This window comes from Chitinophaga sp. CF118 (genome assembly GCF_900112615.1).
Lineage (GTDB): Bacteria > Bacteroidota > Bacteroidia > Chitinophagales > Chitinophagaceae > Chitinophaga.
This window is the reverse complement of sequence record NZ_FOMK01000002.1, coordinates 860662-874787: the sequence shown is the minus strand read 5'-3', so window position 1 is coordinate 874787 and position 14126 is coordinate 860662. Positions and strand designations below refer to the sequence as shown.

Here is a 14126-nt window from a genome sequence, read left to right as displayed (position 1 = left end):
AAACATTATTAATCCTGGTATTTACCAGGATTAAATCTTATCTTTAATTAAATCAAATAACTACTAGCAAGCGCTTTTTCAAGTAAACAAATTTGACGAGCTCTTTACCCGGTTAGGATTAAAATATTGTTAGCTCCGTAAGTCCGGATACTTTAAGGTCCGGATATAAGTACACACTTACGGAAAAAGGCGATTCAGCTATGAGTCGCCTTTTTCCGTAGATGATTTTCAATTCTCCGCTTCCATCTTTAATGCCATCAGCCATGATTTTAAGGAGTCGTCAAGATCAGATTGGAATGTTCCTCTCAGCAATTGATTTCTAATTTATTGAAAACCAATTATTGATTAATTCCAGGCAGACATTACTATTTATAAATACTTGTCATTAGTAGCTAATTTATTTCATTGTTCACTCTGATAATCTAATTTTAAGAGAATAATCGTAACTTCAGTATCTACCTCAAAACCTATATCGTAGATTATTAAACCCATATCGTATCCGTAACCCTTAAAACTTGTTATCCTTTTTTTAAACCCAAAACTCAAATCTGTTTACTATGAAGAAAATGTTATTCCTTTTTTTAGGGCTATTACTCGCATGCCCACTATTGAAAGCCCAGATAAGTAAAGGCGGAAAACCCTATAGTTATGCGGCTAACCTCACACAAGACATCAGTACAAAAACACTTCCTGCATTATCTATGGCCCGGTTGAGGCAGGAAGATGAACTCAATGAAAAACAGGGATTACCATTGCGCATTGGTATTATATCTCCTGTTTCCTACGCGCTGAACAATACAGGTACCTGGACAACCCTGCCTAATGGAGATCGCATCTGGCGCCTGAAAATTAACGTACAAGGCGCCCTTGCTACCTCTCTTTATTATCAGGATTTTCACCTGCCGGCAGGAGCAACGCTGTTCGTTTACAATGAAGATCATTCCCAGTTGATTGGTAGCTTTACCAGTGCTAATAACCAGGAAACGGGTTTGTTTGCCACGGAAATTCTTAAGGGAAATGTTAGTGTGATAGAATATTATGAACCTGTTGCTGTAAAAGGGCAGGGCCGTTTTACTATCAGCGGGGTAAACAATATTTACAGCGATAAAATCCCCGAATCAAAAACGGTAAAAACTGTAGGCGCTTCCGGTAGTTGCAATGTAAATGTAAACTGTCCCGAAGGTGCTAACTGGCAGAATCAGAAAAGGGCTGTTGCAAGAATTGTATTAAGACTGGGAAGCAGTTCTTATCTCTGCACAGGTGCTGTGGTAAACAACGCCCGTAGCGATTGTAAACCTTACTTCCTGACTGCAAACCATTGCGGATCTAATGCTTCCGCTTCTGATTTTAATCAGTGGATTTTCTACTTTAATTATGAATCGCCTTCATGCAGTAATCCTAGCAGTGAACCGGCAAGTAATACTATCACTGGTTGCGTACAACGTGCAAGGTCGGGTGATAGTGGAGATGTTGACGGTTCAGATTTTCAGTTACTGGAATTCAGCCAGGCAATTCCATCTTCTTACAATGTATTCTATTCCGGCTGGAGTGCAGCTACTACGGCGAGTCCGAGTGGAGTAGGTATTCATCATCCCGCTGGTGATATCAAGAAGATTTCTACCTATACTGCGCCACTTACAAACGATAATTTCAATACCGGTACAAGCCCTTATACCCATTGGAGGGCTGTGTGGGTGCAGACACAAACCAACTGGAGCATTACAGAAGGTGGTTCGTCCGGTTCTCCATTGTTTAATAATGTGGGACAAATTGTAGGACAACTATCCGGTGGTCCTTCCAGTTGTACTGCTACCAGTGCCAACAAATATGATCAATATGGTAAAATGGCTATGAACTGGACGAGTAACGGTACGGATGTATTACATCAACTGAAACCCTGGCTCGATCCTGATAATACAGGTATCTTACAGTTAAACGGTACCAATTATCCATGCGGAGACACAACTGGTCCAACTGTTTGTCCGGATCCATATGAGCCTAACAATACGCTTGCAACTGCATATACGATTATTGCCGGTACAGATATCCGGGCTACGATAGCCACTGCAAGTGATACCGATTATTTCAAAATACAGTTAACGGATAGCGGCAGAATTCATATAGATCTGGATAATCTTGCTGCTAACTTCAACCTCCGGTTGCTGAGTGCGAACGGCGCCCAGGTAGCTATTTCTCAAAATACAGGTACAGCTACAGATTCCATTACCTATATCAGTCCCGCAGGTACTTATTATATCCAGGTATATGGTAACAATGGTGCCATTTACGATAGCATCTGTTACAGGCTGAATGCGGCCGTAACAACTATTGGTGGCTGTACGGATCAGATGGAGCCGAATAATACACTGGCGACAGCCGCAGGCATCTCTACAGGGACCAGTATCCGTGCCCAGATCTCCTCATCTTCAGATGTGGATTATTACAAGTTTACTACTACCGGTACTAATACCATTACCATTCGTCTGGATAGCCTGGTGGCAGATTATGATGTGAAACTATTTTCTTCTGCAGGTACCCAGTTAGCCGTTTCACAGAACAGCAGTACCACGGCAGAAGTTATTACTTACAGTGCCGCAGCTGCAGGTACCTACTCTATTCAGGTGTATGGATATAACGGTGCTTTCAGTGCTACAAAATGTTACCGGTTAAGTACTTCGCTTACACCTGTCACTGCCTGTGCGGATGCATATGAACCTAATGGGTCAAGAACAGCGGCGGCAGCTATTAGTACTAATACTACTATAACAGCTCAAATTGCCAGCTCCACAGATGTAGACTGGTACTCCTTCTCCAATACCAGCAGTCAGCCACATATTGAGATCCTGTTGGGTAACCTGGCAGGAGATTACGATTTGGTGCTGTACAATGCAAGTGGTACGGAAGTGGCCAGCTCGGAGAATGGCGATACAACCAGAGAAAGGATTGTGCTTAATAATGCAACGGTAGGAACCTATTATATACAGGTTTTGGGGTATAACGGAGCCTTCAGTACTACAAAATGTTACAACCTGGTAGCTGGTATCAGTAGTACGCCTAAAAATGCTACTGCCATTGCCATGAAGAGTAGTAAAGCTGCAATCAAAGGCATGAATGTGTATCCTGTACCTGCCAGGGATAAAGTGTATACAGAACTGACCAGTCAAAGTAATAAGATGCAATATATCATCGTCACTGACATAAGTGGTAAGGTGGTATATAAACAACAACACAGGCTAATTGCCGGATATAACAGACTGGAAATTGTTTTGCCGGCTTCACTGAAAGATGGTGTATATCTTATTTCTGACGGAAGTCATTCAAAGAAATTTGTATTACAGCGGTAAGATCATTTAGAAAAGTCCGAACGTATAAAGTTAAAAGAGCCTGTATCAAATTTTTGGTACAGGCTCTTTTAACTTTATTGTTTTTATACAGCAGAAGGCATAACATCCTTTTCTCTGTTTTTCAATACCACAGTCTCCTTGTTAAAGACAAAACTTCCTACTCATTTATAGTCAGTCTCTTTAATAATCATTAACGTTTATTGGAAAGGGTTAATCCGATGTTAAGAATATTAGGAACGCAATTTTCCCGATTGCGTAAATCAATTTCCTTTTTTGATAAACAGATATGTTGTAAGCGGTCTAATTTTGCTGGCCTAATTAAAAGACTCAATGATGAAATTTTCTACATTTCCTGTGTTTAAAAAAATCTTTCTACTCACAGTTTTATTGTTGTCAATAGGTCGTGTTTCCAATGCAACTGAGATATTATCAGCTATTAAGGGAAAAGTACTCACTTCTGATGGACAGCCAGCGGCATATGTAACCGTGCAGATTAAGAATACTAATCACGGTACATTAACCGACCAGAACGGAGAATTTGTCTTTAAAAAGATTAAAGCGGGTCATTATACCCTGCAGGTTTCACTGGTGGGTTATGAAACAACAGAGAAAGAGATAGATGTTGAAACAGACAAAATTACGGCTATATCCATACAACTGACTGCTTCACAAAATCAGATGAAGGAAATCATTGTAGTAGGCGGTAAGAATAAATATATGGTGAATGGTCCTTCCTCATCACTCCGTATCCAGAGTCCTTTGGTAGAAATACCTCAGAATATCCAGGTGGTAACCAAAGATGTGTTGAATGATCAGCAGATCTATGATATTATGGAGGGTGTTACAAGGAATATCAGTGGTGCTCAACGAATTGGACACTGGGATATTTATGCAAGGATTAATGCAAGAGGTTCTCAGCTAACAGCCTTCAGGAATGGAATGAATGTTCAGATAAGTCCATGGAGCCCTCTGTCTGAAGATATGAGTATGGTAGACAGGATCGAATTTGTGAAAGGCCCTGCAGGTTTTATGATGTCTAACGGTGAACCTGCCGGTATTTATAATGTGGTAACAAAAAAGCCTACCGGGATTGATCAGAAAGAAGTGACCATTTCATTAGGTAGTTTTGAAACCTATCGGTCTACTTTAGATTTAGATGGCAAATTATCCAAAAATGGAAAACTGTTGTATCGTCTAAACCTGATGGGCGAATTGAGAGGATCTCACAGGGACTATGAATTTAATAACCGTTATTCAATTGCACCGGTTCTTAAATATTTAATAGATGATAAAAGCTCATTGACTGTAGAATACACGCATCAATATATGGAGATGAACGTGATTGGCAGTAACTATGCTTTTTCCAAGCGTAAATATGGAGATCTGCCAATCAATTTTACTACTGCAGAACCCAATCTTGCCCCTACTAAAATCAATGACAAAAGCGTTTTAGTCATTTTTGAACATCAGTTTAATTCTCAATGGAAATTTACGGCACAGGGCGCTTATTTCAATTATAACCAGGTTGGTCAGAGTATGTGGCCTTCAGGTTTTACAACAAGTAATGATAGTCTGCTACAACGGGGAATAAACAACTGGGATGCATTAGGTATCAATAAAACAGGGCAGATGTTTCTGAATGGGAAAGTGACGACTGGAAGTATTAATCATTCAATACTGGCGGGAGTAGATATGAAACATAGTGATTATTATGCGGACTGGAATCAGTGGTCAGAATTAGGAGATACTACCTTTAATATTTATAAACCTACATACGGAAATATTGCAGTGCCACAGTGGGACAGATCGAAGGATATACGTGAAAGAGGAGTACAATACACCTACGGTTACAATGCTGTGTATGTTCAGGATGAATTAGGATTCTTTAATAATGCGCTTCGTCTTACACTTGCGGGTCGTTATACTGTTAATAAATACGTGAATCCTTACGAAGGTAGTTATACTGACAATAAAGTGACTCCCCGCTTAGGTTTGAGTTATTCTGTTGATAAAAATACATCCCTGTATTTTATTTATGATCAGGCCTTCCTTCAGAATCCCGGAAGAGACTATTTAGGAAATGACTTTAAGCCTTTAACAGGAGATAATCTTGAGCTCGGATTTAAGAAGAATTGGTTAAATGACAAATGGAATTCTACCGTTTCACTTTACCAGATCACTAAGAATAATGTACTGACTACTGATAATGAACATCCTAACCCTGCTAATGGCCAGTATACTTACAGCAAGCAGACAGGACAACAGGAAATAAAAGGAGTTGAAGTAGATGTAAGAGGTGATGTCGTTAATAATCTTGGTGTGGTAATAAACTATGCTTATACAGATGCTAAAATATCAAAAGACAGTGATCCGAAATTTGTAGGAAACAAAGTACCAGGAACCAGTAAACATATTCAGAATACCTGGTTAACATACAAGATCAGTAAAGGGGCATTGAATGGTTTAAGATTCTCCGCTGGTTATCAGTATCAGGTGGGACGTATAGCCGGTCTTGTGTATGATAAGAGTGAAAATGCATTACCGGATTACTTTAGACTGGATGGTGGTATCGGTTATAGCACAAATAAATTAAGTCTTAATCTGACTGTGAACAATGTTTTGAATAAATACCTGTTTACCGGAGCTCCTTCAGGTGGATTGTACTACTGGCAGGCAGAACCAGGACGCAATGTGCGTATGAGTGTAGGATATAAGTTTTAGTAGAAGGTATAATATACCTCCAGCCAGAACATACTTTCTGGCTGGAGATTTTTAACTGAAGTAATAACCCATCATCACTAAATAATAGAAAATGACACTGAAAAAATATTTGTTTGCAGCCGTTCTTATGCTTTGCGTTCATACCCTGTCAGCACATGCTATCTGGCTTGAAACAAGCACCACCGGTAAAATAGGTCAGGCACAGGAAGTGAAGGTTTTCCTGGGCGAATATGGCGATAACCAGAGAGACTCATTACAACATTGGTTTAGTAATACAAAAGAATTTACCTTATTCCTGATTGCTCCCGATGGAAGCAAAAAGAAGCTGGATTGTGTTGAGAACGGTAATAACTTTAAGGCCACTTTCACACCTGAAGTTGCCGGTACTTACACTCTTTCTATTGATCATACCATAAAGAATATATATGATGGCAACAAAATCCGCTATTATGCTTTGGGTGTGGTGAAAGTAAGTAATTCACTGACAGGTATAGATAATATGAAACAGCATGCTGGTCTGGTACTGCTAACTGCTCCAGACAAAGCTCACAAAATCAATATACCTGAAAATGTACAGCTGCTGTATAATAAGGCTAAACCTGCTGAAAGTGCTGTTACAGTACAATCTCCGGCAGGATGGTCTAAGAAATTTACTGCGGACAAAAACGGAGTTGTTACATTCTCTCCTTTCTGGCCAGGTCGTTATATGCTGGAAGGCACTTTCGCAGAAAAAGAAAGTGGCAAACATGAAGGCGCAGAATATACCGGCGTTTGGCATTGTGTAACTTATTGTATGGACGTTGAAAAGTAATAAGCTGCATGGCTGCTAAAAAACTGATAGGAAAAATGCACCTCTGGCTCGGACTTTCGTCCGGGCTGGTGGTTTTTATATTGGGTCTCACAGGTTGTTTGTATTCTTTTATAGAAGAAATAAAGCCACTTGTTTACAGGGACAGAATGTTTGTGGAAGTACCTGCTGCTGCCAAACGATTGCCGTTAGATGTACTTAGAGCAAATGCACAGATTGCAGTGGGTGAAAATCATCCGGTGCAGGTGGCTGAAGTAAATCTGGGGGCTAACCGTACAGTTTCTTTCCGTGCGCTGAAAGTGAATCCGGAAGCCATCTTATATTCCAGGTACATGGAATACTATTACCGTATATATGTGAACCCGTATACAGGTAAAGTGGTAAAAGTAGAAAACACAAAATGGGAGTTTTTCCAGATGGTTGTTACCCTGCATGTAAGCTTAATGCTTGGCCCTAAAGTAGGAGGACAAATCGTTACCTGGAGCGTTGTAATATTTGTAATATTATTGATCTCCGGCATTATCCTCTGGTGGCCTAAGAATAAAGCAGCTGCAAAACAAAGGTTCTCGTTTAAGTGGAAGGATACTACACAATGGAAACGGAAGAATTACGACCTGCATAATATCCTTGGCTTTTATGCAATGATTCTTCTGCTGGTGGTTTCATTCACGGGACTCATCTGGTGTTTTGAATGGTTGAATAAATCTGTGCAGTGGATGGCTAATGGCGGGAAAAGTATGGAACAGCCAGCCCCTGTTTTTTCAGATACGACTAATACCAATGCTTTCGCGCCTGATAAAATACTACAGGCCGCTGTACAACAGGATCCCCATGCAAATACGTTATTCATCAGTATTCCAAAGGATAATAAAAGTGCAGTGTTTGTATTTGGGCGTAAAGATAAAAAACCACTTTATACCAATACGCGTAGCCAATACGATCAGCATACAGCCAGATTATTGAGCACAACCTCTTTTGCTACCATGAACAATGGTGAAAAGGCCCACGCTTTAAATTATGATTTGCATGTAGGAAGTGTGCTGGGACTACCCGGTAAAATCCTTGTTTTTTTCGCATCTCTTATTGCCGCTTCACTACCACTTACAGGATTTTATATCTGGTGGGGAAGGAAGAATAAAAAAACTGCGAAAGCCAAACCAAAACAAAGTACGCCTGCAAGAAAGAAGCTTGTAATAGAGAACGTAAAGGTGTGATCGGAGAAATATTTATAGAACTAAATATCCATTCCAGACTATCGATTGATCAACCTTTTTAAACGGGTCATTATTTAAGTATATCAAAATAATGAACAAAGCAGAAAAAATCCGCATCATACTGGCGGATGCACAACCTGTTTTCAGAGAAGGAATCAAAAGTATATTAACCAGTAAGGGAAATCCTTACATTATCCGGGAGGCAGGAAATACGAGGGAACTAAGTCCTGTATTGATATCTTTTAAACCCGATATACTCATTCTTGATTATAACCCTACTTTCTTTGAACACGCGCAGTTACACAGTATACTGTCACTGATTCCCTCGTGTAAAGTCATTATTATTTCAAGTCAGAAAAAAAAAAGGCACATCCTGAGATCTCTGGAGCTGAATGTGCATTGCTATCTTACCAAAGAAAGTCCGAAAACTGATATTCAAAAAGCCATCGGCGCTGCTCTTCATGGAGAGAAGTTCTTCTGTACATTTATAGTTGATATTTTACTGGAAGACAGGAAACGACCACCGGAGCCTGCAGCCGTTATTCCCCCCGATTTAACGAACGGATTGACAGGGCGCGAAATAGAAATTATCCGGCTCGTTGCATCCGGTAAAGCCAATAAGGAGATTGCAGATGAGCTGCATCTAAGCCCCCACACCATACACACGCACAGACGGAATATCATGAAGAAACTCCAACTTCATTCTGCTGTTGAACTATATAGTTTTGCCGTTAAGAATGGTATGATCTAACCGGAGGATTCATGTGGGCAATTGTCCACATGAATCCTGCTACATTCCATACTGCCTGCTAACATTTCCTTTAGTCAATTGTTTATTGAACTTGCATTTTTAATGAACATTACTGCAAAGTATGTTGTTATTTATTACCTTTTACATGTGAACTTTTAATTAAGTTTTCATATGTGCATGTTGTATAATCGTGCACAGAAAATCTTCTACCATAAATGTGGTAAGCATACCACGTTACCATCTACCTTTATTTTACCATTGATAGGCGATTGTTAATTCTTTTTTCCGCGCGTAATTTTAGGCATCAGTAAAATCAAACCGTCAATTGTAAATGTTCGTAACGAAAACCCAACTGACACAATTAATCCGGTGAAACCACAACCCGACAATAACTGAATAATTATAATTATGGATAATAACAAAGTGTATGACTTTGCTGCTATTGGAGCAGGGCCCTTTAATATTGGATTGGCCTGTCTGACAAAACCACTTACTGATTTAAACGGCATCTTCCTGGAAAAACGTGCAAACTTTAACTGGCATCCAGGTATGTTGTTACAGGACACTACTTTGCAGGTACCTTTTCTTGCCGATCATGTTACTCTTGCAGACCCTACAAGTCCCTTCAGTTTTTTAAATTATATGAAGGAACAGGGACGGATATATTCATTCTATATCAGAGAGAATTTTAAGATCCTGAGAAATGAGTACAATCAATATTGCCAGTGGGTAATAGAGAAATTGGGCTGTATTCATTTCAATACAGCAGTAGAACAAATCGAATACGATGAGGAAGGTAAATATTACGTGCTGAAATGCAGTGGAAAAGTTGGAGTAGTAAAGGCGCGTAAACTGGTACTGGGTACAGGTACCGTACCTTATATGCCTGCTTCCTGTAAGGAACATACCGATAAAGTGGTTCATTCTTCTGCTTATCTCGATCATAAGAGAAGCTTGCAGGCTAAGAAATCTATCACGATTGTGGGGAGCGGACAAAGTGCTGCCGAAATATATTATGACCTGTTGCAGGACATCGACGTATATGGTTATGAATTGCACTGGATAACAAGATCGCCAAGGTTCTTTCCATTGGAGTATAGCAAACTCACACTGGAAATGACATCTCCTGAGTATGTAGATTATTTCTTTAACCTGCCTCCGGCTAAACGTGATATTCTCTCTAAAAACCAGCGGCATCTTTATAAAGGAATCAATAATGATCTCATAGGTAACATCTTCGACCTGTTGTATACAAAGCGATTGCAGCATGACATTAAAGTATCCCTGCGTACTAATTCAGAAATGAAGAAGTTAAAATATGATGATGGTTGTTTTGAACTTGAGTTATATCAGGAGGAAGAGGAGAAATACTACAGGCATACTACAGAAGGAGTGATCATGTCAACTGGTTATTATTACAAGATTCCGGACTTTATGGAAGGCATTGCATCCCGAATCAAATGGGATGAAAAAGGTAGACTGGATGTAAACCGGAATTATACTATTGATACAAAAGGCAACGAAATATTTGTGCAGAATGCGGAATTGCATACACATGGAATTTCAACACCGGATCTTGGCATGGGATGTTACCGGAATTCATACATCATTAAAGAAATGACCGGTAAAGATGTCTACGCTATTGAGAAAAGAATTGCTTTTCAGCAATTCTCAGTATCGCAGGAAGAACAGGTTTTTCTAACAATACCTGAACTGTTGTAAGATGAAGCTGCGATTTTTCCTGATTTTTATGACAATGGTAGCAGTGCTGAGTGATTATCTGCTGATGCCATTTTATCCTCACTTTTTTGAATCGAGATTTGGAATAACAGACCCAAGAGAAGTAGGTTTTTATTTCAGTGCTGTATGTGGAACAGTGATGATTGCTTTTCCCATATGGGCGCTCATTTCAAAAAGAAGATCTGAATTAAAGATACTGGTGTATACACAGGTGATTGCCGGAATGCTGGCAATATGCTGTTTCTTCATTACATCTTATGTCCACTTCTGGATAGTATCGCTTTCCATTATTGTTTTCAAGGGAAGTTATCTGTTGGTATATCCTTACATACTCCGGATTACAAAAAAGGAAGATCATACCAATGTAATTGGTCTCTTATCTGTGATTATACATTTCGGAAGTGTATTAGGAGCCGTTTTTGGAGGCATTGTGATCGATCTGGCAAACCCTGCATACATTTTCCTTGGTATGGCAGCAGGCGACTTTATTCAGGCAGGAATGAGCCTTTACCTGGTTAACAGTAACTGGGTATCTCATGATAAGGAATACAAAAAGGAAAATGCTCCTAAAGTGAGCCTGATTCCCAGGGGGAATGTATTAAGACTGGGGATTATCACACTTGTACTTTATTTCAGTGATTTCATTACCCGGCCGTTTTTTGTTCGGTACTGGGAATCTGTATCGGTATATAACAGTAAAGTGATCTCAGGCTGTATCTATGCCATACCTGCTTTAGTAGCCGTGTTTGCTTTATGGATCAATAAACGGCAAAAAAGTTCGGGAAACGTTTATCAGGGCATTGTGTCTGCTTTATTGCTGGGATTAGCAGGGCTGATCCTGCAGGGATATCCCGTGGCCGGAGTGGTTGTATTAGGAAGGTTCATTTATGGATGGGCATTTTTCCAGGCAGCTGTACGGTTTGATGTACTCCTGTTTAATGTGAGCGCACCGGAATCTTATGCTATTGAGTATAGTAAGATCCATTTCTTTCAGAACATGGGTGTATTAATGGCTTCGTTTTTTGCCGGTATACTGGTAGATGCGTGGTCGCTTAATATACCATTTATGGTAGCCCTGGGAGGATATTTCATAGTGGTATCTCTTTACTACTATGCATTCAGAGAACAGATTACAGCAGGTAAAATTAAAAGACCAGCGTATGGAAAATAGTACAACGGTGTATTCCAAAGCAATAGCAGGACTGGGAAGAATAGACATCCGTTACATGGATCTTGAAAAAGATCTGCCGGTTATTTACAATTGGGTAACCCAGGAATATGCAAAGTACTGGGGATGTAATAACAAATCTATAGAGCAGGTTCGCGCGGAGTATGAAGGTATCATTTCTTCCAGCCACTCAAATGCCTTTGTGGGGATTTTAAATGGAAAGTTTTCCTTTTTATGCGAGTGTTATGATCCTGCTAAAGATCCTGTTGGCGAACATTACGAAGCATTGCCAGGAGATATGGGGATGCATGTTCTGGTGGGGCCTCCTGAAAAACGTATTCCTCATTTTACATGGTATGTTTTTACAACGATCATGGATTTTATGTTCAGTGACAGCAGTATCAACAGGATTGTTGTTGAACCCGATATGAACAATACCAAAATTCATGAACTGAATAAGCGTGCCGGATTCGAATATCAGCGAAACATTCAATTACCTAACAAAATAGCAAGTCTGGCATTTTGTACCCGGGCACAATATTATAAAGCATTAAACAAAGAAAATAATATGAAAATACCTCAGCAAGGAATTGCGCATTTAAAGCCCGAATTATGGGCAAAGGCCAACAGGTTACATGTTGCTAAGATCATCAGTGAATTTGCACATGAATTGCTGCTGCAGCCTGTATTACAGAGTGAAGAAAACGGATGGGGTCATTATAGCCTGGTGCCGCCTGGCAAACCGGGTATTGAATACCTGTTTAAAGCGAAAAAGTTAAGCCTTAACCATTGGTATATTGACAAGCAGACTGTTACTAAGCGCATTGATAGGAAAACCACGGACCTGGATAGTCTTTATTTCATCCTTGAATTTAGTGATGGACTGAATATCAGCAAAGAGCAATTACCCGGTTATATGGAGGAAATTGCGAGTACACTTTATGGCAGCACTTATATGTTGTCGAAGAAAAGTCTTACCGCAAAAGAACTTGCTCAGGCAGACTACCAGACATTTGAACATGCCATGACAAGCGGGCATCCCTGTTTCGTAGCGAATAACGGCCGTATCGGATTTGATTCGGACGATTACCAGGAGTTTGCACCTGAAGCAGATCAGGCAATTCAGCTGATATGGCTGGCGGGACATAAAAGTCACACCTCTTATAGTGCAATCGATGAGTTGTCTTATCAAACACTACTGGAAAAAGAACTGGATCCGCAGACCCTTTCTTTATTTAATCAGATAATAGAAAAGAAAGGGCTAAGTCCGAAGGATTACTTTTTTATTCCGGTACATCCGTGGCAGTGGTATAATAAACTGTCCATCATATTTGCGCCGGATATTGCAGCTAATAATCTGTTGTGTCTTGGTTATGGTCCCGATGAATTTAAGCCACAGCAGTCCATTCGTACGTTTTATAATATCAGTAACCCGGAAAAGTTTTATACCAAAACTGCCTTGTCTGTATTGAATATGGGATTTGTGCGCGGATTAACGCCTTATTACATGGATAGTACACCGCCAATCACCAACTGGATCAAACAGGCCATAGGAGAGGACCCTTATATCAAACAGTTAGGATTCACTTTGTTATGTGAAGTAGCAACAGTAGGGTATCGCAATTTTTATTATGAAGAATTTGGCAGAAACTCTGCATATAATAAAATGCTTGCTGCATTGTGGCGCGAAAGTCCGGCAACTGTTTTAGCACCCGGCCAACAACTCATGACAATGGCTGCCCTGCTGCACGTAGATAATAACGGAGATGCCCTGTTACCTGCATTAATAGCCGCTTCCGGAAAAAGTACAAGTGTATGGCTGCAGCAATACCTACAATGTTATTTAACACCGCTGTTGCATTGTTTCTATCAGCATGACCTGGTATTTATGCCGCATGGTGAAAACCTGATCCTGGTGATGGAGGGAAACATTCCCGTGAAAGCGATTATGAAAGATATCACTGAAGAGATCGCGGTGTTTAATACAGAACTGGAATTGCCCGAAAAAGCAAGGCGTATTTGTGTAGATGTTCCGGAGGAACTACGGATACTGTCCCTGTTCATCGATGTGTTTGATTGTTTCTTTAGATTTTTGACAGAGATTCTTGAAGAACATTGCGACTATAGTGATGAGCAATTCTGGGAATTAGTGGCAGCATGTATCCAGGATTATCAGCAGGATCATCCTCAGCTTGCAGAGAAGTTTGAACAGTATGATCTTTTTGCTCCTGAGTTTACACTTTCCTGTTTGAACAGGTTGCAGCTAAGAAATAATAAACAGATGGTAGATCTGGCAGATCCTGCCGGTAGCCTGCAATTAGCGGGTACGTTAAAGAACCCGGTTGCAGTATATAAGCCAACCCCAATTCATTAAAGATAA

At 40.1% G+C, this 14126-nt stretch carries 8 protein-coding genes; all 8 read left to right on the top strand.

Annotated elements, in window-relative coordinates:
* Positions 1–557 precede the first annotated feature (557 nt).
* Complete coding sequence (locus tag BM176_RS11710) at positions 558–3344, top strand: pre-peptidase C-terminal domain-containing protein (RefSeq protein ID WP_090103054.1); 2787 nt, start codon at positions 558–560, stop codon at positions 3342–3344.
* A gap of 330 nt (positions 3345–3674) precedes the next feature.
* On the top strand, positions 3675–6065 hold the full coding sequence (locus tag BM176_RS11705; RefSeq protein ID WP_218162187.1) for a TonB-dependent receptor: 2391 nt from the start codon (positions 3675–3677) through the stop codon (positions 6063–6065).
* A gap of 91 nt (positions 6066–6156) precedes the next feature.
* Positions 6157–6876 carry a DUF4198 domain-containing protein gene (locus BM176_RS11700; protein WP_090103052.1) on the top strand — a complete coding sequence of 240 codons (720 nt, stop codon included), beginning with the start codon at positions 6157–6159 and terminating at the stop codon, positions 6874–6876.
* A gap of 8 nt (positions 6877–6884) precedes the next feature.
* Positions 6885–8087 carry a PepSY-associated TM helix domain-containing protein gene (locus BM176_RS11695; protein ID WP_090103050.1) on the top strand — a complete coding sequence of 401 codons (1203 nt, stop codon included), beginning with the start codon at positions 6885–6887 and terminating at the stop codon, positions 8085–8087.
* A 91-nt stretch (positions 8088–8178) separates the two neighbouring features.
* Positions 8179–8838 carry a response regulator transcription factor gene (locus BM176_RS11690; protein ID WP_090103048.1) on the top strand — a complete coding sequence of 220 codons (660 nt, stop codon included), beginning with the start codon at positions 8179–8181 and terminating at the stop codon, positions 8836–8838.
* A 408-nt stretch (positions 8839–9246) separates the two neighbouring features.
* On the top strand, positions 9247–10560 hold the full coding sequence (locus BM176_RS11685; RefSeq protein ID WP_177230372.1) for a lysine N(6)-hydroxylase/L-ornithine N(5)-oxygenase family protein: 1314 nt from the start codon (positions 9247–9249) through the stop codon (positions 10558–10560).
* A 1-nt stretch (position 10561) separates the two neighbouring features.
* The gene (locus BM176_RS11680; RefSeq protein WP_218162186.1) at positions 10562–11749 is read left to right on the top strand and encodes an MFS transporter; all 1188 of its coding nucleotides are present in this window, start codon (positions 10562–10564) and stop codon (positions 11747–11749) included.
* Complete coding sequence (locus BM176_RS11675) at positions 11739–14120, top strand: GNAT family N-acetyltransferase (protein ID WP_090103388.1); 2382 nt, start codon at positions 11739–11741, stop codon at positions 14118–14120. Before BM176_RS11680 ends, BM176_RS11675 begins: the two co-directional genes overlap by 11 nt.
* Positions 14121–14126 lie beyond the last annotated feature (6 nt).